Genomic DNA, 22,326 nt, shown 5'->3' on the forward strand with positions numbered 1-22,326 from the left:
CTCAGTTGCGGCCGGTGCGCCTGGCGGGTTGGAAGCGGCGGAGCCGCAGGCTGTTGGTGACGACGAACACGGAGGAACTGGCCATCGCGGCCCCGGCGATGAGCGGGTTGAGCAGACCGAGCGCGGCCAGAGGGAGGGCGGCGACGTTGTAGGCAAAGGCCCAGAAGAGGTTGCCCTTGATGGTGGTGAGCGTCTTGCGGGCGAGGCGGATCGCGTCGACGGCGCCGCGCAGGTCGCCCTTGACCAGGGTGAGGTCGGCGGCGGCGATGGCCGCGTCCGTGCCAGTGCCCATGGCAAGGCCGAGGTCGGCCTGGGCGAGCGCGGCGGCGTCGTTGACGCCGTCGCCGACCATCGCGACGACCTTCCCCTCGGCTTGCAGCCGCTTGACCTCGGCGACCTTGTCCTCGGGGTGGACCTCGGCGATGACGGTGTCAATGCCGACCTCGGCGGCGACGTGCCGTGCGGCGGCCTCGTTGTCCCCGGTCAGCAGGACGGGGGTGAGTCCCAGTGCCTTGAACTGGCTGACGGCTTCGGCGCTGGTCGGCTTGACGGTGTCGGCCACAACCAGTGCGGCCCGAACCTTCCCCTCCCAGGCGGCGAAGACGACCGTACGCCCGGCCCGCTCGGCCTGCTGCTGGGCCCGGATCAGCGCGGGGAGAACTTCCAGGCCCCACTGGTCGGCGAGCCAGCTCGCCCGGCCAGCGATCACCTGGAGCCCCTCGATGGTGCCCGTGACGCCCCGCCCCGCATGATTGGCAAAAGAGGTGACGGGAGAGAGGTCACCAGTCTCCTCAGCGGCGGCGTCCGCGATCGCCTTGGCGATCGGATGCTCGCTGGCGTGCTCCACGGCCCCGGCCAGTCGAAGGACCTCCGTACGGTCCTCACCCTCAGCGGCGACGACCTCCACCAGCCGCATCCGGCCCTCGGTGACGGTCCCGGTCTTGTCCAGCACGATCGTGTCGATACGACGGGTGGACTCCAGCACCTCGGGGCCGCGGATGAGCAAACCGAGCTGCGCGCCACGTCCCGTACCGACCATCAGGGCGGTCGGCGTGGCGAGCCCGAGCGCACAGGGACAGGCGATGATCAGCACCGCCACCGCCGCGGTGAGAGCGATCGCCGCCGGGTAGCCGAGCCACAGCCAGCCGAACAGCGTCTCCACGGCTAGCAGGATCACGATCGGCACGAAGATCGCCGAGATCTGGTCGGCGAGCCGCTGCACAGCGGCCTTGCCGGTCTGCGCCTCCTCCACCAAGCGGGCGATCTGCGCCAGCTTGGTGTCCGATCCCACCCGCGAGGCCCGTACGACCAACAGGCCCCCGGCGTTGACCGTCGCTCCGGTGACCGCGTCACCGGGACCGACCTCCACTGGCAGCGACTCACCGGTCAGCAGCGACTCGTCCACCGCCGAGGCGCCCTCGACCACCACCCCGTCGGTGGCGATCTTCTCCCCGGGCCGTACGACGAACTCCTCCCCGCCCGCCAACTGGTCGACCGGCACCCGCACCTCACGCCCGTCGCGCAGGACGGTGACGTCCTTGGCGCCCAGATCCATGAGGGCCCGGATCGCGTCGCCGGCACGCCTTCGGGCACGGGCCTCGAAGTAGCGGCCGGCCAGGATGAACGCGGTCAGCGCCGCGGCCACCTCCAGATACACCTCGGCCGACCCGCCGTGCCCGCCCGAACCCGAACGCGGCAGCAGCGAGATCTCCATCCGCATCCCCGGCTCGCCCGCCCCGCCGAAGAAGAGTGCGTACACGCTCCACACCCACGCCGCCAGCACACCCAGCGACACCAGGGTGTCCATGGTCACCGCCCGGTGCCGCAGATTCAGCACGGCAGCGCGGTGGAACGGCCACGCGCCCCACAACGCCACCGGCGAGGCCAGCGCGAACGCCAACCACTGCCAAAACCGGAACTGTGCAGCCGGCACCATCGACATGACCACCACCGGCACCGTCAGAACCGCCGAGGCCAGCAGCCGGTCCCGCAGCGCCCGTACGTGCCGCTCCTCCTCGTTGACCGCCCCGCCGCCGCCCTCCGCAGCGTGGGAAGGGACCACGGGCGGGGCCGGAAGGCTTGCCCCGTACCCGGTGGCCTTGACCACGTCGATCAGATCCTGCGGGGTGAGGTCATCGGCGTGGGAGACGCGTGCACTCGCGGTCGCGAAGTTCACCGACGCGCTCACTCCGGGCAGCTTGTTCAGCTTCCGCTCGATCCGGGCCGCACAGGAAGCGCAGGTCATTCCCGTGATCGCCAGATCCACGGTGCGCATCGGCTCGATCTGCCCCAGCGCCCCGCCGGCTATGTCGGTGGTCGTCATGCCGGAACCGTAGAACCTTGCCCCAAGGGCAAGGTCAAGCGCACAATGACGACATTCCCCCACTGAGGAGGCCAAGATCATGCTGACGGTCGGCCGCGTCGCCAAACAGACCGGACTGAGCGCCAAAGCCGTGCGCCTGTACGAGGCCAACGGACTCATCGACCCGCCGGAGCGCACGCCCGCCGGCTACCGCTCCTACTCCGAGCATGCGTTGCCCGAGCTGCACTTCATCCGCCAGGCCCAGACCCTCGGCCTGAGCCTCAAGGAGATCAAGGGCATCCTCGACCTGCAGCGCCAGGGCCAGCAGCCCTGCGCCCTGGTCACCGGGCTCCTCGATGAGCACCTCGCCGAGATCGACCAGCGCATTGCCGACCTCACGGCCCTGCGCGAAACCCTGCAAACCGCTCGGGACCGCGCCGACCAAGCCGCCGGACGCGGCGAGCCTGGCGTCATCTGCCACATCATCGAAGCTGCCCCAACGACAGCCAAGGGGTGAGCCTCCCGCAGAGCGCCTGAATGCTGACGAGTAACCCAGCACCAGGATGGCGCTTCAGCGTCATTGGGCAGACATTCGCGGGGCAGCGGTTCAGGCGGCAGCAGAGCATCAACCCCGGTACGAGGGTTCACGAGTTACGACAGGAGCCGGGCCGCCTGTCACGTGTCGTCGCACCCGGGGCGGCAACCGCACGCGTCCGGTTCGGCCATCGCCAGGCCGGGGCCCGCTGCGGCGGGGTGGAGGGTGCGCAGCAGTCCACGCCCAGCCAGGGGTCGCGGCCTTCCTTGGCGGCGATGGCGGCGATGACGGCGATGACGATGCCAGGGATGGAGCGTTCGGCCTCGCCGGAGGCGGTCAACGCTCTGACGGCGTAGACGGTTACGTAGGTGGCGAGCGCAAAGAAGGAGACGGCGGTGATCCGCAGGGTGGTCTTCTCCCGCGCCTCACGTACAGCGTGCTCTCGAGCGGAGAACTGCCAGGCCACGGCTGGCGGCGGAGGAAACCTCGATGACGGAGTTCAGGCCCAAGCCAATCAGCGCGGTGGGGGAGGCGAGCACACCGGCCGTGATGGCGACGATCGCCTCGATGATGTTGTAGGTGATCGTCGCCGCAACCAGCAGTCGTATGCGCTTGGTGAGAAGGTCACGGCGAGCCGGCGACGACCCGAGGGATACCGCGGTCATCAGCAGCACCCCTTCTCGTCAGCGTCCACACACATGCGGTCGGCCTCGACGGCCACCACGGCGGTGCGCAGGTCGTCGAGCGCGTGGCCAAGGCGTTCGCCGGCCATCTCGTAGCGGCTGCGGCGCCCGTCAGACACGGACTGCGCGGCCCTTCGCGCTGATCGCGGTGCACCTGCCAGCTCGTCGGCGCTCCGTACTACTGCGGTTTAGGGTCTGTCCGATAGGTCGCCTTGTCTCTGTACTCGCCCTGTAGCTCATGCTGGTCATGGCGTGGCAGGATCAGCCACAGTCCGTCACGGCCCAGTTACAGAGGGGATGGGTGCATGTCTGAGGAAAAGGCACCGTTCGAGATCATCGACGTGAGCGAGGTCAAGCCCGAAGATGCGGGCACGCTGAGCCTGCGCTACGTGGACGGAACGCCCGTGCTCGTCGTCAGCGGAGGAACGGCTATCCCCACCAACCTCGCGGTCGCGAACGCGGAAGGGGCGCTTGTGGCGTCGTACGCCATCAGTCCAGTAGCCGCCGGCGAGCCAGCCATCCAGACCAAACAGAACGCGTTCCAACTCGGTACTGACTGGGCAATCACGGATCCGCTCAACACTCTGCACGCAGTCCAACATGCCAATACTGAGGCGGACGGCTCGTAGAGCCATCTGGTGTAGCACCGCCCCGGTCCGAGCCAATCAAAGCTCGTGTCGGGGGCGGAGCGTTGTGCGGGGCGGACCTAGGGCATGTCTGATGGGTCTCTTCGGCTGGTGGAGGGGATGGCCGCATTCGCGCTCGGACAACAGCGGACGGCCGACTCGTTTGCTGGAAGCGGGCAATCACCCAAAGGCCATCTGCTCGTGTACGGCGTCTGGATCGCGCTCTAGACGTTCGGCGACCCTAGGTGATTGGATCACCACTCGTCGTAGCCTCCGTGTGTCGGTCTGTCGCCCAGGTGCGCCTGCGAGGCGGTGCTGCTCATGCGGTGGGCGAGCCCCTCACGGAGCGAAAAGGGTGGTCACTATGCCGCAGATCCCGGCCGGACGGTCCTACCGGATCAAGAACCAGCGCAGCAACCTCTACATGAACGTCAGCGGCTACAGCGCCAACAACGGCCAGTATCTTGAGTTGTGGCACCTCCAGCCCCAGTCCGACAGCAATCGGCGGAGTCAGATCTGGCATGTCTTCCCGCTCGACTTCGGCAGGTATCTGCTGGCCAACAAGGCCAGCGGTCAGGTGGTGAACGTCGCCGGGAACAGCACCAACGCCGGCCAGTATCTGGAGCAGTACCCGATCCAGCCGCTGAGCAGCCGCCCTGCCCAGCAGTGGATGCTGCATGACGTAGCCGCCGGCGCGGTGCAGATCATCAACGACAGGAGCCAGTTACTGGCGAATCTTCGCGGCTGGAGCACCGCACCGGGAGCCGTGCTCGAACAGTGGATCCCGGCCGACGCCTCGCAAGCCACCGCACAGCACTGGCTCTTCGAGGTCGAGGACGAGTACAAGCGGGTTCTCGACCTGCCCGACATCACCCACCCCGGCGTCGGGGACATCCATCGGATGACCAGCTATCAGCCGACGCCCTCCGCCAAAACCGATCCGGTCGAGGTGGGGGCGATGGCCTACCCCTTCCCGCTGGTCCAGGACCCTGCCTACGACCGGCGTCGCCAGGCACAGGAGAACCCCTACTACATTCTGCGCCGGTACGGCTTCTGGGAGCGGGTCTACTCCTACGAGCACGGGGGAGCCTCGAACTACACCCACACAGAGAAGACGACGGTCGGGCTGACCACCACCAACGCAAAGACCGTCGAGGAAACCACCAGCATCTCGGTATCCGCCGAGGCCAGCTTCGGTTTCAAGGGAGTAGGCGCCTCCTTGAGCTCAACCATCAGCCACGAACTGAAGGTCATCACCACCCATGAGGAGGTCAAGAGCCACTCGAAGGAGGTGACCATCGAGCGGAACTATGAAGCCGGCAGGCGGGTGACCGAGGCCATCTGGTACCGCAGCGACAAGTACGTCCTGGAACGTCTCAACGGGACCACGGTCCTTGACTGGACCACCCGCGACCCCAACACTTCCGTCGCTGATGCCTACCCTCTCCCCGCGCGGGAAGCCGGACCTCACGAGTCCTGAGGACTGCACGGCGAGTCAGGAGCGGAGCCAGAGGCGTACGGCAGCAACGGTCACGGTGCCGTGAAAGACGTACGCCCTCTTGTCGAAGCGCGTGGCCACGGCCCGGTGGACTTTCAACCGGTTGATCAGCCGCTCTACTTCGTTTCTGCGGGCATAGCGTGCCGGGTCAAAGCCGGTGGGCCTGCCGCCATTGCTGCCACGGCGTTGGCGGTGGGCCCGTTGGTCACGGCGTTCGGGGATGGTGTGCTTGATCTGCCGACGCCGCAGGTAACGGCGGTTGCTGCGTGATGAGTACGCTTTGTCGCCGCTCAGATGGTCTGGCCGGGTGCGGGGACGGCCGCTGGCCGAACGGGGCACGCGTATGCGTTCCAGGACCGGGATCATTTGCGGAGCGTCGCCCCATTGTCCCGGAGTGACCAGTATGGCCAACGGCCGTAGTCCGCCCTCACTGGCCAGGTGGATCTTTGTCGTCAGCCCACCACGTGAACGGCCGAGGGCTTCATCCGGGCGGTGCTGGGCGGGCCGGGTGCGCTTTCCGGCCTGTCTCGGCGCCTGCTTGCGTGCGCCAGCGGCGTGCTGGTGAGCACGGCACACGGTGGAGTCCACGCTCACCATCGACCAGTCGACGCGGCCTTCCGCGTCGGCATTGGTCTGGACGGCTCGCAGAATCCTGTCCCATGTTCCGTCCGCCGACCAGCGGCGGTGCCTGTCGTATACCGTCTTCCACTTCCCGAATCTCGTTGGCAGGTCCCGCCATGGGATACCGGTCCTCAGCCGGAACAGGATGCCGTTGATCACCTGACGATGGTTCTTCCAACGCCCGCCACGGCCAACGTTCTTCGGCAGGCAGGGCGCCAGCCGAGCCCACTCTTCGTTCGATAAGTCACCTCGCCCCACGCCGACCGGAACGATCAGCACACTCAGCAGTCACGCGACTCGTCGGACAGGCCCTAGGCGCCTGCTTACTGGGCCGCCCGATGCCGTGTGCACCCTGGGCGGCCGCCGTCGTGTCCGTATGGATGGTGAGGTGGGCGGTGAGGAAGTCCCGGACAGCCGGCGCCATGGTGTGCGCCAGGTCGTCGGCGGTACGCAGGTCGGCCGACACGGCGACCTGCGCCAGGTGGCCGTGCGGCAGGGCGAGGGCGACTTCTCCGGCCAGCGCTGTGGGATGCCGTACGTCGGTGCCCGGGATGATCAGCGTCGGTACAGATATCGAGCGGAGATCGGCCACGCTCCGGAAAGCCCTGTCACGGCCGATAGCGCAGGCGGCGGCGACGCTCGCGGGATCCGAGCGGGGAATGGCGTCACGCACGAGACTCCCGATGACGGGCGCCAGGCTGGGCAGAATGGGCTCCCAGGCCGCGTCGATGCCGTCGGCGATCACGCGTGTGGCGAAGCTCTCGAGGAGAGCCGCCTCGGCCTCCTTGGCCTCGTCGTCCTCGATGTCTTCCACGCCGATGACGACCGCTGCCCGGATGCGCTGTGGGTAGGCCATGGCCGCCCGCAAGGTGATGGTTCCGCCAAGGCCGGTACCGCCGAGTGCAGCCCGGCGCAGGCCAAGGTGGTTCAAGAGCGCGTCGACATCGTCTGCGTACTGCGCCCAGGTGTGGCAGGCCGAGTCGGTGCAGCGCGATCGGCCGTATCCGCGTACGTCGGGCACAACTACGGTGAAGCTGCCCGCGAGCAGGTGAGCCAGGGGTAACAGACTTCGGTGATCAGGACCTCCGCCGTGTAGCAGGATCAGCGTCGGCCCGCTGCCGACGGCGGTGGCGTAGAGGCGACAGCCGTCACTGCCGTCGTAGACGAATTCACGCATGTAGTCCCCCATTTGTAGCTCACGCCGTGCTGACCGGTTTGAAGATTCGGTTGTACCCCCGAGGGGTACCGTAGTGGCATGCCGGTCAAGGAATTCGCCCTCAGTCGTACGGACCGACCGTGCGGAGCCTTGTGCGGGCTCGGTTCGGTGGAAGTGACGCTGCTCAAGCAGGTTTTGGGGCTCTGCTTGCGTTTGCGCGTCACGCTTTCGGGAGACTGCCCGGGGCGGCAGCACGGTAGATGACTGCGGTTCAGGGACTGACGAGGCGAGCAATGGCGCGGGACGCTTCGGTGACCTTGTGCCTGGCCTCCTCGCCACCTTTGTTGGTGGCCTCGGTGACGCAGGAGCTCAGGTGCTCGTCCAGGAGAGCCACCGCGCAGCACTGGAGGGCGGCGGTCGTGCGGAGACCTGGGTGAGCACGTCAATGCAGTAGGTGTCCTCCTCGACAAGCCTCTCCAGTCCTCGGACTTGGCCTTCAATGCGGCGCAGACGGCGGAGGACGTCGTCTTTGTGGTTCTCGTAACGGCGGCGAGGGCGGACCAGTTGGTCCGCCCTCGCCGATCAGTGTGTCCTCTCAGTCCGCGGCTCGGAAGCCACGCAGTCGGAGGCTGTTGCCGACGACGAAGACCGAGGAGAAGGCCATCGCGGCGCCCGCGATCATCGGGTTGAGCAGGCCCGCCGCGGCGAGCGGCAGGGCGGCCACGTTGTAGGCGAAGGCCCAGAACAGGTTCGAGCGGATGGTGCCCAGCGTCTTGCGGGAGAGCCGGATAGCGTCGGCGGCGGCCCGCAGGTCTCCTCGTACGAGGGTCAGGTCGCCGGCCTCGATCGCGGCGTCCGTGCCGGTGCCCATCGCCAGACCCAGGTCGGCCTGGGCGAGCGCGGCCGCGTCGTTGACACCGTCGCCGACCATGGCTACCGAACGGCCCTCCGCCTGGAGTCTCTTGACGACATCGACCTTGTCCTGCGGCATGACCTCGGCGATGACCTCGTCGATGCCGACCTCGGCGGCGACCGACTCGGCGACCGCCTTGTTGTCACCGGTCAGCAGGATGGGCGTCAGCCCCAGCGCGCGCAGCCGCTTGATCGCCTCGGCGCTGGTCACCTTAACCGCGTCCGCGACCTCGAGAACCGCGCGGGCCTCACCGTCCCAGGCCACCACGATGGCGGTCCTGCCGGCCTGCTCGGCCTCGTCCTTCGCCCGCCGCAGCGGCTCGGGCAGTTCCATGGCCCACTCGGTGAGCAGCTTCTCGCGCCCGACGAGGACGGCGTGGCCCTCGACCACGCCCTGGACGCCGAGGCCGGGGATGTTGGCGAAGTCCTCGGGGGTCGGCAGCGTGCCGACCTGGGCTGCGGCGCCGGTGGCGACGGCCTGGGCGATCGGGTGCTCGGAGGAGTGCTCCAACGCGCCCGCCAGACGCAGCACTTCGGTCTCGTCGGTGGAGTCGGCGGTGTGCACCTTCAGCAGGGTCATCTTGCCGGTGGTGACGGTGCCGGTCTTGTCCAGGACGATCGTGTCTACCTTGCGGGTGGTCTCCAGGACCTCAGGCCCCTTGATGAGGATGCCGAGCTGGGCGCCGCGCCCGGTGCCGACCATGAGGGCGGTCGGGGTGGCCAGGCCCAGGGCGCAGGGGCAGGCGATGATCAGGACGGCGACGGCGGCGGTGAACGCGGCCGTCAGACCGGCACCGGAGCCGAGCCAGAAGCCGAGCGTGCCGAGCGCCAGGGCGATGACGATCGGCACGAACACCCCGGAGATCTTGTCGGCCAGGCGCTGGGCGGCGGCCTTGCCGTTCTGGGCGTCCTCGACCAGCTTGGCCATCCGGGCCAGCTGGGTGTCGGCGCCGACGCGGGTTGCCTCGACGACCAGCCGGCCTCCGGCGTTCAGCGTCGCGCCGGTGACGGAGCCCCCGACGGATACCTCGACGGGGACGGACTCGCCGGTGAGCATGGACGCGTCCACGGCAGAGGAGCCCTCCACGACCGTGCCGTCGGTGGCGATCTTCTCGCCGGGGCGCACCAGGAAGCGGTCGCCGACCTGCAAATCAGCTGTGGGAACGGTGACTTCACGGCCACCGCGGAGCACCGTGACCTCCTTTGCGCCGAGCTCCATGAGCGCCTTGAGCGCGGCGCCCGCCTTGCGCTTGGAGCGGGCCTCGAAGTACCGACCGGCCAGGATGAAGGCGGTGACGCCCGCCGCGGCCTCGAGGTAGATGTTCCCCGCACCGTCCGTGCGGGCGATCGTGAACTCGAAGGGGTGCGTCATCCCCGGCGTACCGGCGGTCCCGAAAAACAGCGCCCACAGCGACCAGAGGAACGCAGCGGTCGTGCCGACCGAGATCAGCGTGTCCATCGTGGCCGCGCCGTGCTTGGCGTTGGTCCAGGCGGCGCGGTGGAAGGGCCAGGCCGCATAGGTGACCACGGGCGCGGCCAGGGTGAGCGAGAGCCACTGCCAGTACTCGATCTGGAGCGCCGGGATCATCGCCATCGCGATGACGGGCACGGCGAGGGCAGTGGCGGTGATCAGCCGCTGCCTGAGCGGCCGCAGCTCCTCGTCGCTATTTCCTCGTCGGAAGGGCCACCACCGTCGCCGCTCTCGTCGCGTGGCGGGGTGGGCTCCTGGGCGGTGTAGCCGGTCGCCTCGACGGTGGCGATCAGGTCCTCGACGGCGATGTCGTCGGCGAAGGTGACCTTGGCCTTCTCGGTGGCGTAGTTGACGGTCGCCTCGACACCGTCCATCCGGTTCAGCTTCTTCTCGATACGCGCCGCGCACGAGGCGCAGGTCATGCCGCCGATGGCGAGCTCGACCTGGGCGGCGCCGGAGGTGGTGGTCGTCATTTCCTGCTCCTCGTTCGGGCGGGGTTCGGGGGCCGGGGCCCGGGCTGTACGGACGGGCCCCAGCCGCCGGGGTGGAACTGTTACCACTTGTCAGACGCGGCCAGTGAGCTCGTAGCCGACGTCGTCGACCGCCGCGGCGATCGCGGCGTCGTCCGGCTCGCCGCCCGTGGTCACAGTCACGAGACCGCCGGCGACATCGACGTCTATGGAGAGGACGCCCGCGAGCTCGCCGACCGACTTGGTGATGGCGGTCTTGCAGTGGCCGCACGTCATGCCGGACACGCGGTACGTGGTGGCGGTGGTCTCGGCGACAACGGTGGCGGTCGTGGACTCGCCGGCGTTCGTCGAGCAGCTGCCGTCAGGAGTACAGCAGGAACCCATGTCTTCCTCCTCGGTGGATCAGGCGAGTGTTTATACCCTGGGGGGGTATTAAGTTGTGGTTCATGTATACCCGCCTCACGTATAGGGCGCAAGTGCCGCCCCCACCTGACCTACTACCCCCTAGGGGTATGGTGACGTGCATCGAAAGGTTACCTGTGTACGGAGCAGCCATGAACACTGGAGTGAAAGTCACCGCCTTCGCCGCCGCGCTCGCCGCGACCTTCGGGACCGCGGGTCGGCAATGGCGTGGGTCCCGTGGACGATCCGGGGAAGGCGGAGCATGGGCAGCACGCGGCGGCACAGAAGGGGCGGAAGGAAGCCGACGGTCACGACGGTCACGGCGGCCACGACGAGGGCGCCGCGGCGGCCCCGGCCGCCGGCGGACTACAGGTCTCTGAGGGCGGCTACACGCTGGCGCTCGAAACGCCGAGGCCGGCTGTCGGGCAGAGCGTCCTCAGGCTCTCGATCAAGGATGGCAGTGGCCGGAAGGTCATCGCCTACAAGACCGAGCACGGCAAGAAACTGCATTTCGTCGTGGCCTCTCGCGACCTCGCCGTCTACCGCCACCTGCACCCCGTGCTGGCCGCGGACGGCATCTGGTCGACGCCGGTGGACCTGCCCGCCGCAGCCGGCTACAAGGCGTTCGCCGACTTCCATCCGGCGGCCAAGGACGCCAAGGGCGTCACGCTCGGGGTCGACCTCTCGGTGCCGGGCGCTTACGCGCCGAAGGCGCTGCTGGCCGCCGCGTCCACGGCCACCGTGGACGGCTATCAGGTCGCGCTGGGCGGCACCCATGCCCCGGGCAAGCAGGGCAAGCTGAAGCTGACGGTCAGCAAGGGCGGCAAGCCGGTCACCGATCTGGAGCCGTACCTCGGGGCGTACGGACACCTCGTCGCCCTGCGCGACGGCGACCTCGCCTACCTCCACGTCCACCCCAACGGTGAACCCGGCGACGGCACCACCAAGCCCGGTCCGGCGGTCTCCTTCACCGCGACCGCACCCAGCTCCTCGTCCTACCGCCTCTTCCTCGACTTCAAGCACAACGGCACCGTCCACACCGCGGCCTTCACCGTCCAGGCCGACGAACCCACAGGCACCACTCGGCCTGCCGAGGCTGCGACCGAGCACGAAGCCGACAGCCACCAGCACTGACGGCCACGAGTACGAGTCGGCTGTCGGCTCGTACTCGTGGCCCCTCGCCGAACGACCTGACCGTAGGGCTGCCGCATCCCCCGCAGGATGACCTCGGCCCCCGGGGCCCATCCGACCGGAAGGCCGGGCCGGGTCACTTCGAGCGGCGAGTTGTGACCAGGCGAGCCGGGCTGGGCAGTCGCGGGGCACCACTCGAGGCACCGCACCATGCCCGCGTCGATGCCTGGCTGGACAGGCCAGAACCAAGGCGGTGCGCCGCAGGCGTCGCTGCCGCTGGCGTCAGTGGTAGGCGTGGACGACGGCGTGGCCCTTGCCGCGGCCGATCAACCACTTGTTCACCGGCGTGGTGATGACGAACGCGACGGCGAAGCCGCCGAGGAGCGCGCCCCAGAAGAGCCCGTCGGTCAGGTGGGCGTCCATCGCGCCGGGGGTGAAGGCGATGATCAGGTTGTCCACCAGCTCCATGACTGCGATGGAGATGGTGTCGGCGGCGAGCGCCGTCCGGATGGCGGCCTTCAGGCCGAGACCCGCCTTGCGTATCGCGTACATGGTGAAGGAGTAGCCGAAGAGAAACGCCAGCGTGATTGCCAGCACCATTGTCTGGGCGTTGCCCCAGCCCAGCGCGGTGCCAATGACCATGCCCAGGATCTCGCCGATCGCGCAGCCAGTCAGGCAGTGGGCTGTTGCCTGCGCGGCGGTTCCCCATGAAGCACCACCGGCCTGGTGACCGCTGTGATCATGTCCGGCGTGATCATGCCCGGTGTGGTCGTGTGCGGCATGTGTCTGTTCCTTGTCCTGGGAGCCGGAGGCGCTGGCGTGATGAGCGGTGTGGTCCATGTGATCCATGACGTTCTCCCCTTCGCCTATTCCTGCTGTGCCGGCCGGTGGCGCACGGCACAGCACAGGAGGTGATCACGAATTGTGGAGCTGCGGCTAGTGGTTATCGCCGGACTCGTGGTCGGCGCGGTGCAGCACGTTCCAGCTACGGCCCCCGTCCTTGGACTCGTACACCGTGTCGCCGACGTCGGCGGCCAGCAGATGCATGGGGCTCACGGCGGTAAGCAGGCTGGGCTTCGCCCCGCTGGGGAGGCTGCCTCGGGGTGCCCAAGCACGGCCGTCACGGCTCCCCAGGACCTTCCCACCCGACCCGAGGGCAACCCATGCGTCGGGAGCCGGGCGTTCAATCGCGGCCAGGTCCGGCGCTCCCGGCACCGAACGGAAGGTACGGCCACCGTCACCGCTGAACACCAGGCCGTTCGCTGTGGTGGCCCACACCTTCTGAGGCGCACTCGCGTGGGCGGCCAGATCACCGATGGGCAGACGGGCGCGGCGGTCCCAGGTACGGCCTTGGTCGCTGCTGGCCCACACCTTCGAGGTCTGGCTGTCAAAGCCGTAAAGCACCTGGCCGGCTTGTTGGAGGGAATGGAAGTCGGCCTCGCCCGCGGCTGACACGGTCGTCCAAGTCTTGGCGGCATCGGTGCTGCGGACCAGCCCCAAGTGCGGCGAGGTGGCAGTGCGATCGGCGAGCGAGGGATGTCCGCTGGCGAGGAAAGTGCCAGGGCCGCTGACGGTGAAGCCCATGGTGTCCTGGTAGCGGTCGGCGACGCGTATCGCTTCGGTCCCTGTCAGACGGAAGACGCCCATGTGCCCGGCGGCGTAGACGGTCCCGTCAGCCGGGTCGACACCCAGCCCATGCAGGTGCCCGGTCCCCGGGTCAGGGGCCGCAGAGGTTTCACTGGTCGAGTCGTCGCTGGTAGAGCCGCATGCCGTCAGCAGCAGCACACCGCAGGCGAGGAGGGCCGCGGCTGCCCGCCGAGGCCGGCAAGAAGACAGCACAAAGAAACGTGTGATCATCACGAGGTCCAAGCTGGTCGTCGAAGAGGCCGGGCCACGGAACGCAGCACAGCGTGCCAGAGCCACATCGCGGGGGCGGCTGGTGGCCGCGCCCGCGATGTGACTCGTACGGTCAGCTCTTGCCGAGCAGCTTGTTCATGCGCTCAATCTCCGCGCTCTGCGAGGCGATGATGGTGCCGGCCATGTCCTTGGCGGGCTTGTAGGCACCGTCGGACTGCTCGGTCTTCGCCATCGCGACCGCGCCTTCGTGATGCTTGACCATCAGTTCGAGGAACGCGGTATCGAACGCCTTGCCGGAGGACTTCTCCAGCTTGTCCATCTCCTCGGGCGTCATCATCCCGGACATGGAGTGCCCCGCGTGCTCTCCGGATGCGTCCTCCTTGGGGACTTCCTCGCCCCAGGAAGTCAGCCACCCGGACAGGGTCTTGATCTCCGGGTCCTGCGCCTTCTTGATCTCCGCGGCCAGCTTCTTGACCTCGGCGGACGCGGCCCGCGTCTCCGCCAGCTCGGCCATCTCCACCGCCTGCCGGTGGTGTGGGATCATCCCCTTCGCGAAGGCGACGTCGGCGGCGTTCTGGGCGCCCTCCTTGGCGGAGGCTGAGGCGCTGGGCGAGGAGGTCTTCTCGTGGCCGTCATGGCCTGCCGAGCTGTCATTTCCCCCGCCGCAGGCGGCGAGGACGACGGCAGCGGTGGCCGCGGCTGCCACAGCGGCGGCACGGCGAACAAGGGAACGGTGTGCGGTCATGGTGGTGCAACTCCTGTAAATGCGTGCAATCAGACATGGCTCTCAACGGCGACACGACCAAAGGAGTCGGGCCAACCGGGTTCGCCTATATGCGCAGGAGTTGCAATTCGCTCAAGGCGGGCGGATCCCGCCCGCTCAGCGTCGCCGCAGGGAGGAGCGCGGGTACGTCGTCCGCAGTTGAGCAGGTGCCACTCGCGGTCAGAGCTGGCGCAGGGAGTACGGGCGCTGCGCTCGTACCGCTGGCAGCACACGTGGCGTCGGCATGCTCGGCGTGTCGGCCGACGCCACCCTCGTCATGGCCGATGTGGACGCAGTCCTCACACGTGGCTGCGCCCGCGTGTGACGGGACCGCGACCGTGATCGCATGATGGGCATCCGGGGCGGAGGACGACGCCTCCGGGACAGTAGGACCCAGACCATGCATGGCCACTACACCCGCGAGCACTGCCAGCACGAGCAGCACATACGCCCGCACCCCATGGGGCCGGGTCGCGCGCCACACCTGCTGACTCATGCCCGCATCCTAATCGGCGCCCTGCGGATCCGCTGACGCGCCGGTCACATCCGGCAGGCACGATCAGGCGAAGAGCTCAGCCACGCGACTCCGGCACGGGCCGAGTGCCAGAAGAACGAGGAGCCCTGCCGGTGTTTCCTTGTCCTCGAAGACCCCCCTGAGCCGCTGCGGCGGCACCCCGGATTCGGATGTGCTCGCCCATGACCGAGTCTCCAAGGCAGTCGCTGTCGGCACGGTATGCCGGGCCATGGATGTCCGACCGAGCCGGTGGGTGGAGCTGGCCGCCGCGACCGCGCCCCACTGGCGCGGCTCCCGGACTGGTGAGTTGCGCAGATCCTCGCCCTGATTTCGGCGGTGGCTGTTGGCCTGGTTCTGGCGATGCGGGCCGACCAGCGGGCGTGTCCGGTGACGTTGCTGCTGTAGCCGCTGTCCTTGGTGTAGGGCCCGCCGCAGGTGATCAGCCGCAGCACTGGGGTCGGGCCGTACACCGCGCGGGGGGAAAGTCCCACTTGGCCACGACGGTGACCGCCTCGACGGTGTACCGGGCGACGGCGCCGTCAGCGGGGGTGATGTCCACGTGGTCGCCTCGCTCGTCTTCGCCGAGTCGGTAGAAGACAGCCTTGTTGTCGGGCAGCCGGCTGGAGTCGACATGGCCGGAGGTGACCGCGGGGCCCCTTTTGCCGGAGGCGGCTCCGTTGACATCGGAGGCACGGTGGTGTCTATGCCGAGGGGTGCAGTTCCTTTGAAGGGAAGTGCTGAGCTGGGAGAACGCTGATCGGGGGCCGAGGTCTACCGCTGACAGCGGCCAAGATCGTTTCCCCGCGTACGGCCGGTAACTCCCCGCTGGCGGCCCCCACCGGCGGCCAATTGGTTCCCCGCCTTCGCCATGCCGGACACGGAACGTCACCGCAGCGACCTGGAGTGCGCGCTCTCGACGACCGACAGCCCCTGGGCCGCTGATCTTGTCGTCGCTGCCTTGGCCGCAAGGAGCCGTCTGGAGCAGTCAGAGGCGTCTGGGTTGGCGATGCGTGGTAGGGAACCGGCGCGCGCGCAAGGCGGCCGATGGCCCATGTAGGTAGTCGGTCAAGGGCCGCACCGGCCGCGGTGAGCTGGGGAAGATCACCAGCGAGGAGAGCCTGCTGGAGGAACGCCTCGCCGACTGCGCGCCCGCAAGAGCGCGCCGCGTCCCGAGCCCGCCCACGGCAGGTGCAAGCTCCCTGAGCAGACCGCGGGCCCAGCGTGGTCCACGCCGGGCCCGCGGAGAACGGCTACGAGGGTGACGGACCGGAGTCAGTGGCTGTGGGAATGGCCATCCTGGGCCGGCTCGGTGGGTGCCTTGGCCGGAGGGGCCTGCTTGACGGGATCCTGGTCCGGCTTTGCGGGGGTCCCGGTCGTGGAGCCGTGGTCGTGGCTGTGGCCGTCGGAGCTGATGGTGCCGGCGAGGGCGGTCATGCCCAGCCAGGCGAGGGCCGAGATGACGACGACGGCGGCCGCGAACGGGCTGACGAGGTGCCGCCAGCGGCCCTTGGAGTCCTTGGCGACGAACGCGATGTACGACATGAGCAGGCCGATGGGGGTCATCCAGGCGCTGCGCTCGGGGAACTGCTCGAAGTGCTGGATGCCGCCGCCGACCAGGCCGACCCCGAAGGACAGCAGCAGGGAAAACGCGACCAGCGAGATTGCCTGGCTCAGCGCCGGGCGCTCGTCGGCCAGCACGAACTCGTTGACGATGGTCCCGAGGAGGAACACGAAGGCGCCGACGGCGCAGATGATCGCGTACAGCGGCGGATTGATCGGGTAGTGGACGACGGCGCCGGCGATGAGGGCGGCGCCCAGGAAGTAGAGCATCTGGCCGCTGTAGCGAGCCGGGAGTGACTTCTTGTCGAAGGCGGGGCGGCGGTGTTTCGAGGCGGGAGTCTGGTGGAGTTCGGGCTTGAGAGCGGTGGTCACGCGGGTAAGACCTTTCGGATCTTGGTGGGTGAGAGCAGGCAGAAGCCGCGCGGGCACCAATGGTGCGGCGTCACGCTGGTGCAGCTCTCAGCAGCGCAGGATCGAAAGTCGGTGGAGGCACGGTGGGTCGCCGGTGCGGCTGATCCAGGAGTGCGTGGGTTCTGCGCGTCGGCCGAGGATGCGGTTGCTGCCCCCGCGCCTGAGGGCGAACGTGAACAGAGCAGCGACGATGCACAGCAGCGCCAGGCAGCTCTCTCCGACTCCGCCGTGGTCGCAGGGGGATTCGCCGTCCAGGCTGTCCGGTGTCCTGGTGGCGTCCCCGGAGGCGACGTCAGAGTGAGCGTGGAGTGTCTTGTCCCCTGCGTCGATGAGCGGGAACGCGGCGGCATGCCCGCTATGGGCTGGCTGATGTGAGGCCAGGACGTGCATCGCGAAGAGGGCAAGCACCACCGCGAGGAGCATTGCCCGCAGCAACGCTCCCGTGTGATGGTCGCGACGGACCTTGCCTGAGATCACGCTTCACGACCGTAGGAGGGCTTGGTAGCGGGAATGCCGACAGGGGCGTTCCACTCGGACTGGGAGGAAGATAGCACCAGGTCGGGATGCGTCTGCGAGGCGTCCACAGCGTGGGCTGCACCATGCTGGCCCCGTGGCTCGGAGCCGGGGCGCGGTCGTCTCGAGTTCGGCGGCGCAGAACGAGCGCGGTGACCTGTGCGTCGGCGGGCATGCCTGTGAACCTCATGGGTCGCATGAACCTCATGGGTCGCAGTTTGTCCGCAAGCAGGCCCGTGATCAAACGGTGCGATTGAAGTCCTGCTGGTCGGGGGTGGGGTAGAGGCGCTCGTGCTCGCGGGCGGTGTGGAAGTGCCAGTAGGAGTCGAGGTCACCGTTGGCGACGACCGCGCGGAGCCGTAGAACGGCTTCGGTTCCGTGAAGGCCCCAGCGGGCGCCGGTGATGTCGAGGCGGTCAGCGATCAGATGACGGCAGGCGCCTTCGACCGCCCCCGTGGCGATCGGCCACCCGGTCTCGAGCGCGGTGTCGTAGCGGAGCTGGTCGAGGTGGCCCGTCACGTAGCGGTGGCAGGCGTCGACGGCCCCGCGGCGGGTGGCCGACAGGTGTGCCCGGTCGGCTTGGGCGGTCATCTGGTCGGCGGCGCGGGAGGCGCGGCCTGCGGCCCAGGCTTCGGCCTCGGTGGTGCCGGGCTTGTGAAAGGCGTGGGCGGCGGCCCAGACGTACTCGGCGACGTGCACGAAGTCCAGCAACACGTGCAGCGTGACGCCGCGTCGGCCGACCTCGGCGGTGATCAGGCCGAGCTGGTGACGGGCGCCGTCGACGAGGACGACCCACGGCCGCAGATGCTTCGGGTCGCGGGCCTGGGCCTGGTCGAATGCGTCGGCGATGATCTGCTCGGGCGGGCGGACCAGGGAGGCGGTGCACCACTTGTTCTCGGCCCTCGGCCCCGGGCGAGCAGGGCGTTCGCCGCTTCGGCCGCCGGGCGGATGGATCACGTCATGGGGGCGCCTGGGGGCCGGGCGGGTCTCGAAGACACAGGCCACGGTCGCCATCCGCTTCCGGTTCGGCTTCTCGCCCGGCGCGAGCCGACCACGATGGCCACCGACCACAGCCTTCGCGGCGGCCCGGCGGGTGGCCTCCCGCAGAGCCTCGGGCCGCATGACCACGCCCTTGCCGTCCACCTGGACCACCAGCGGCATCCGCCGGCTGCACGGGACCGGAACCCGGATCTGGTAGAAGTCGTCAGTGTCGACCGCTGCCGCGACCACCAGTTCTTCGAGCCGGCGTTTGCCCAGCACCTTCCCGCAGCGACGCTCGACCGCCTGCTGAGCTTGGTCGAACGAGCCGCGCACGGCTTCGGTGACCGCGAGCCGACGCAGGCCCATCGAGTGCCGGCCCGCCGGCAGCGACAGCGCGGCGTCGGCGGGGTGGACGTTGCTGACGCCCGGGCCCCGGTGGGCGACCCGGGCAACGCGGACCAGCCCGAACATACTGGCCAGCCAGCGTGAGTGTCCCGATTCCCGCCAGGGCCGGGCTCGTCCCTCCGGCCCCACCACGACAGGCCCGCTACCAGCGCGGACCTGTTCCGCTGCGCGCATCGCACGGAGGTCCAGATGGTCCTGCAGCAGCTGCCGTAACAGCTCCCGCCCAGCCGCGTCGAGGTGTTCTTCCAGCTCGGCGTGGGTCCACGCGCTCGCATCCCTGCCCGACAGGGTGCACATCAGCGTCTCGAAGGCGCTGACCGAGCGGGCAAAGGGGTCAGCGGTGACATGAGTGTCGTACGGTTTCATCTCCGGGGCTCTTCCCGTCCTGCATCCGATAAGGGTCGCACCTTCGAATGTAGGCGGAAGAGCCCTGCTGTCAGCGGGAGTTGGGCGAAGCAGCCGTCCATTGGCGGGCCGGGGTGAACATGCCGGGGGTGTCCTCCTCCAGCCAGCCCCGCTCGACCAGGCGCTTCAGCTTCGACCGGGTGCCCTCGATCTTCCCCGTCTCGGCCGGCAGCCCGATCCTCGGCACGATCTGCTTGGCACGGACCGGCCCCGGAGCATCCGCCACCACCTCCACGATGTCGCGGTACACCGACGGCAGCACATCCGACATCATCCCCGGCTGCCAGTTCGGCACGGTCAGCGGCGCGCCGTGATCACTCAACGTGCTGGTCGTACAGCCACAGGAAGAACCGCCCTCCCCATGTCACAGTGCTCGCGGCACTGGCACCTCTGGGGAGAATCTGGGGAGTATTCGAAGGCTTGGGGAGCGCGTGGGGAGAATCGGCTGCATAACGCAGCACGAATCTGAAAGACACTGAAAGACGCATCCACGCAGGTCAGGGGCCCGTAGAATCACAAATCCGCAGGTCAGCGCCACCAGGCAGAGAACTTCATGACGTAAGTACCGAGATCGTCGGCCTCGACAATCCCCGGCAACGAGCCGCCCTCACGCAAGGGCGTGACATAGCGAGTCGCAGTCACTTCTGTCAGCATTTTCCCAGGCCACCCGACTCTTTAGCCTTATAAACCACGGCCAACTCCAAGAATGCTCGCACGGGAGACCCGGCCACGATCAGCCGGCTGTCACGCATGAAGTGAGCATAGTAACTGAGTGTGACAGCCGGCGAGGAGTGCCCGAACGCGCCGGGATGATGCCGGGCGCGGCGAGCGCGGGCTGGGCTCCTGGAGGCGTCCTGGCACGAGGCCGGCGCACACAGCGTCTGCCGGGCCAAGCACAGACCGACCTACTCGCCCGCGTCACAGGCGTCCGCACCCGGAGCCTGCTGAGGCGGCGGACCAGCGCTCAGGCTCTCTTCGAACTCGCCACCAGCCCCGGTCGCATGGCCAATGAGGTGAAATAGACGATGGCGGCGAAGCCGACGCTCACCGCGACCAGGAGCAGCCAGAACTGCTGCCCCGGGGCGCCCTGGTCGGAGGCCAGCCCAGCGGCCAGGCCGTTGGCGCAGGCTCCTCCTCCGGCGATTGCTGTGCCGACGAAGCCGAAGGCCATGCCGCGCCGGTGTGCGGGGACCGTGTTGGCGATCTCGCTGTCGATACGGGGGTCGATCAGTACCTCTGCGGCGGAGAACAGCAGAACGCACACAATCAAGCCGGCCACCGACCCCAGAGAGGCGGCCGCGAAGCTGGTCGCCATCAGTAGGAGCGCGCCGGAGATGACCAGCGCCGAGCTCCTGATTCTGCTGGTGGACTGGTTCAGGGGCACCTGGAGCAGCACCACGGCAATGGCGTTGATGGTGAACAGGACGCCGACGAGGGACGGGCTCTGCACGCTGCCTGTGAACACAGGGAGCGCGTATTCGAGTTGGATGTAGCAGAACCCGAAGGCGATTAGAGGGCGTCTCACGTGGCAAGTTTCGCAAGCTTCTTGTAGCAGGTCAGGGCAGCGGCCAGGCCGAGAAAGGCGAGGAAGTGCGAGCCCTTTCGTTCGTATCGGACGGTCAGGCGGCGGTAGCCGAAGAGCCAAGCGATCGACCGCTCGATCTTCCAGCGGTGCCGACCGAGGCGTTCGCCGGACTCGATGCCTGGCCGCGCGATGCGCGCGACGAGCCCTCGCTCGCGCAGCCAGCTGAGGTGTTTGGGCCTTGTCCGCGCGGAGTTTGACGGGTCGGCGCCGCCGTGGTCCCCGGCGGGACCGGACGGCGGGGATGCCTAGGACGAGCGGCTTGAGGGCGAGACTGTCATGCATGTTCGCGCCGGACACGGCGACGGCGAGCGGGACGCCCTGGGCATCGGACAGCACGTGCAGCTTGCTGCCCTTCTTGCCGCGATCGACCGGGTTCGGCCCCGTGAGCGATCCCCCCTGTTTGGCGCGAACGGAGGCCGCGTCGACGATCGCCGAGGTCCAGTCCACCTCGCCCCGGGCCCCGAGTTCGTCCAGCACCGCCCGATGCAGCCGACGCCACAGGCCGACCTCGGTCCATACCGTGAAGCGGCGATGCGCGGTGGCGGAGGACGTGCCGAACGTCGGCGGCAGATGCCGCCAGGCGCAGCCGCTGGTCAGCACGTACACCACTGCGGTGAACACGGCCCGCTCGTCACGCGGAGCGGTCCCACCACCTTGCGGTCGAGCCGCGAACGACGGCAGTAACGGGGCGACCAGCTCCCAGAGTTCATCAGGAACCAGACACTTCGACAGATCAGCACCCACGGCCGGCATCATGCCGCTCGAACATCAAGTCACGTGGGGCAGCCTCTAAGCCTTGACTGATGCGGCCGATCTGGCGGCCTGCTCGATCTTCGTGCAGTAGGCGGCACGGGCTTCCTCGTCGATCCGCTGCTCGTGTTCGGCGCGCAGCCCGGTCCGGCCGTCGAGGCCCTCGCGCAGGATGTCAGCGTGCCCGGCATGCCGGATGGACTCGCTGAGGACATGGACCATGATGGCGAACAGGTTGGTGTTGGGATAAGGCTCCGGCCACCACGGCACGTGGCCGGGGGCGTCAAGGGGAAGCTCGTTGATCGTCGCGTCCGAGTGTGCCCACGTGCGCCGGTAGGACTCGATGATCTGATCGCGCGTCTCGTCCTCGGTCGCCCACAGATCGCTGCCGTCGTGGTCCTGCCATCGGGGCAGCGGTTCCGGGGAAGGGCGGTCGAAGACCTCGCCGAAGTACCTGGCCTCGACGCTGGCCACGTGTTTGACCAGGCCGAGGAGGTTGGTCCCGGTCGCTGTCAAAGGTCGGCGGGCGTCGTATTCGGATAGGCCGTCGAGTTTCCAGAGCAGCGCCTTGCGGTCCCGCCGCAGTCTCCCGTGCAGGTTGTCTTTTGCGAATTCATCGATCATGCGGCATGAGCCTGCCATGGGCTGCTCGTGGCCTCAAGATCCCGTACGTGGACCGCAACGACCGGCAGAGCCGAGGCCTGGCCATGGCCCCCGCCCTGAGCTGCTACAAGAAGCTCGCGAAACCTGCCACGTGAGACAACCTCTTATGCTG

Annotated in this window: 20 protein-coding genes and 6 pseudogenes; 5 read left to right on the forward strand and 21 right to left on the reverse strand. The window is 68.4% G+C overall.

Going from position 1 to position 22,326, the window contains the following annotated elements:
* Position 1: 1 nt before the first annotated feature.
* On the reverse strand, positions 2-2,323 hold the full coding sequence (locus tag J7E96_RS31315) for a cation-translocating P-type ATPase (RefSeq protein ID WP_251070709.1): 2,322 nt from the start codon (positions 2,321-2,323) through the stop codon (positions 2-4).
* A gap of 79 nt (positions 2,324-2,402) precedes the next feature.
* Between J7E96_RS31315 and J7E96_RS31320 the strand changes: the two genes are divergently transcribed.
* Entirely contained in the window at positions 2,403-2,819 is a 417-nt protein-coding gene (locus J7E96_RS31320; protein ID WP_215136321.1) for a heavy metal-responsive transcriptional regulator, read from the forward strand.
* 158 nt (positions 2,820-2,977) lie between these two features.
* On the opposite strand, the pseudogene J7E96_RS31325 reads toward J7E96_RS31320, so the two are convergent.
* A pseudogene (locus J7E96_RS31325) lies at positions 2,978-3,502 on the reverse strand (cation transporter).
* A pseudogene (locus J7E96_RS31330) lies at positions 3,502-3,642 on the reverse strand (transcriptional regulator); the annotation flags it as partial. The pseudogenes J7E96_RS31325 and J7E96_RS31330, both read right to left, overlap by 1 nt.
* Positions 3,643-3,825: 183 nt before the next feature.
* Between J7E96_RS31330 and J7E96_RS31335 the strand changes: the two are divergent.
* Positions 3,826-4,149 (forward strand): hypothetical protein, encoded by a 324-nt coding sequence (locus J7E96_RS31335; protein WP_215136323.1) that lies wholly within the window; start codon positions 3,826-3,828, stop codon positions 4,147-4,149.
* 361 nt (positions 4,150-4,510) lie between these two features.
* The gene (locus tag J7E96_RS31340) at positions 4,511-5,626 is read left to right on the forward strand and encodes an RICIN domain-containing protein (protein ID WP_215136325.1); all 1,116 of its coding nucleotides are present in this window, start codon (positions 4,511-4,513) and stop codon (positions 5,624-5,626) included.
* A 15-nt stretch (positions 5,627-5,641) separates the two neighbouring features.
* Here the strand turns inward: J7E96_RS31340 and J7E96_RS31345 are convergent, their stop codons facing one another.
* The 5 genes and pseudogenes from J7E96_RS31345 to J7E96_RS31365 form a co-directional block, all read right to left on the reverse strand.
* Positions 5,642-6,523, reverse strand: coding sequence for an IS5 family transposase (locus J7E96_RS31345; protein WP_215136411.1), 882 nt, complete (start codon positions 6,521-6,523; stop codon positions 5,642-5,644).
* Entirely contained in the window at positions 6,510-7,442 is a 933-nt protein-coding gene (locus tag J7E96_RS31350; protein WP_215136327.1) for an alpha/beta fold hydrolase, read from the reverse strand. Before J7E96_RS31350 ends, J7E96_RS31345 begins: the two co-directional genes overlap by 14 nt.
* Before the next feature lie 250 nt (positions 7,443-7,692).
* Positions 7,693-7,985: pseudogene (locus tag J7E96_RS31355) on the reverse strand (metal-sensitive transcriptional regulator).
* A gap of 31 nt (positions 7,986-8,016) precedes the next feature.
* Positions 8,017-10,277 (reverse strand): annotated as a pseudogene (locus tag J7E96_RS31360) (heavy metal translocating P-type ATPase).
* A 90-nt stretch (positions 10,278-10,367) separates the two neighbouring features.
* The gene (locus tag J7E96_RS31365) at positions 10,368-10,658 is read right to left on the reverse strand and encodes a cation transporter (RefSeq protein ID WP_215136329.1); all 291 of its coding nucleotides are present in this window, start codon (positions 10,656-10,658) and stop codon (positions 10,368-10,370) included.
* A 170-nt stretch (positions 10,659-10,828) separates the two neighbouring features.
* Between J7E96_RS31365 and J7E96_RS31370 the strand changes: the two are divergent.
* Positions 10,829-11,810, forward strand: a pseudogene (locus J7E96_RS31370) (hypothetical protein).
* A 279-nt stretch (positions 11,811-12,089) separates the two neighbouring features.
* On the opposite strand, the gene J7E96_RS31375 reads toward J7E96_RS31370, so the two are convergent.
* The 13 genes and pseudogenes from J7E96_RS31375 to J7E96_RS31425 form a co-directional block, all read right to left on the reverse strand.
* Positions 12,090-12,647, reverse strand: coding sequence for a DUF4396 domain-containing protein (locus J7E96_RS31375; protein WP_374196737.1), 558 nt, complete (start codon positions 12,645-12,647; stop codon positions 12,090-12,092).
* Positions 12,648-12,743: 96 nt separating this feature from the next.
* Positions 12,744-13,664, reverse strand: a complete 921-nt coding sequence (locus tag J7E96_RS31380; protein WP_374196738.1) for a F510_1955 family glycosylhydrolase — start codon at positions 13,662-13,664, stop codon at positions 12,744-12,746.
* A 112-nt stretch (positions 13,665-13,776) separates the two neighbouring features.
* On the reverse strand, positions 13,777-14,409 hold the full coding sequence (locus J7E96_RS31385) for a DUF305 domain-containing protein (protein WP_215136335.1): 633 nt from the start codon (positions 14,407-14,409) through the stop codon (positions 13,777-13,779).
* An 85-nt stretch (positions 14,410-14,494) separates the two neighbouring features.
* On the reverse strand, positions 14,495-14,923 hold the full coding sequence (locus J7E96_RS31390) for a DUF6153 family protein (protein ID WP_215136337.1): 429 nt from the start codon (positions 14,921-14,923) through the stop codon (positions 14,495-14,497).
* Positions 14,924-15,380: 457 nt separating this feature from the next.
* Positions 15,381-15,830, reverse strand: coding sequence for a sortase domain-bontaining protein (locus J7E96_RS38930; protein ID WP_374196735.1), 450 nt, complete (start codon positions 15,828-15,830; stop codon positions 15,381-15,383).
* A gap of 383 nt (positions 15,831-16,213) precedes the next feature.
* The gene (locus J7E96_RS31395) at positions 16,214-16,873 is read right to left on the reverse strand and encodes a hypothetical protein (protein WP_215136339.1); all 660 of its coding nucleotides are present in this window, start codon (positions 16,871-16,873) and stop codon (positions 16,214-16,216) included.
* A gap of 87 nt (positions 16,874-16,960) precedes the next feature.
* Complete coding sequence (locus tag J7E96_RS31400; protein ID WP_215136341.1) at positions 16,961-17,389, reverse strand: DUF6153 family protein; 429 nt, start codon at positions 17,387-17,389, stop codon at positions 16,961-16,963.
* Between the two features lie 276 nt (positions 17,390-17,665).
* Positions 17,666-19,177: an ISKra4 family transposase gene (locus J7E96_RS31405; protein WP_215136343.1), complete on the reverse strand. Its 1,512-nt coding sequence runs from the start codon at positions 19,175-19,177 to the stop codon at positions 17,666-17,668.
* A gap of 70 nt (positions 19,178-19,247) precedes the next feature.
* A complete protein-coding gene (locus tag J7E96_RS31410) occupies positions 19,248-19,538 on the reverse strand; it encodes a hypothetical protein (RefSeq protein WP_251070710.1) in 291 nt (96 codons plus the stop codon).
* 642 nt (positions 19,539-20,180) lie between these two features.
* Complete coding sequence (locus J7E96_RS38935) at positions 20,181-20,741, reverse strand: MFS transporter (RefSeq protein ID WP_215136345.1); 561 nt, start codon at positions 20,739-20,741, stop codon at positions 20,181-20,183.
* A complete protein-coding gene (locus tag J7E96_RS38940; protein WP_374196739.1) occupies positions 20,738-20,959 on the reverse strand; it encodes a transposase in 222 nt (73 codons plus the stop codon). The genes J7E96_RS38935 and J7E96_RS38940 overlap by 4 nt, the downstream gene beginning before the upstream one ends.
* A pseudogene (locus J7E96_RS38945) lies at positions 20,934-21,557 on the reverse strand (IS5 family transposase); the annotation flags it as partial. The gene J7E96_RS38940 and the pseudogene J7E96_RS38945, both read right to left, overlap by 26 nt.
* A gap of 33 nt (positions 21,558-21,590) precedes the next feature.
* On the reverse strand, positions 21,591-22,175 hold the full coding sequence (locus J7E96_RS31425; protein ID WP_215136346.1) for a DinB family protein: 585 nt from the start codon (positions 22,173-22,175) through the stop codon (positions 21,591-21,593).
* 5 nt (positions 22,176-22,180) lie between these two features.
* Between J7E96_RS31425 and J7E96_RS38310 the strand changes: the two genes are divergently transcribed.
* Positions 22,181-22,309 carry a hypothetical protein gene (locus J7E96_RS38310; protein ID WP_285439538.1) on the forward strand — a complete coding sequence of 43 codons (129 nt, stop codon included), beginning with the start codon at positions 22,181-22,183 and terminating at the stop codon, positions 22,307-22,309.
* Positions 22,310-22,326 lie beyond the last annotated feature (17 nt).

It is taken from the genome of Streptomyces sp. ISL-96 (assembly GCF_018614035.1).
In the GTDB taxonomy this organism is placed as follows: Bacteria; Actinomycetota; Actinomycetes; order Streptomycetales; family Streptomycetaceae; genus Streptomyces.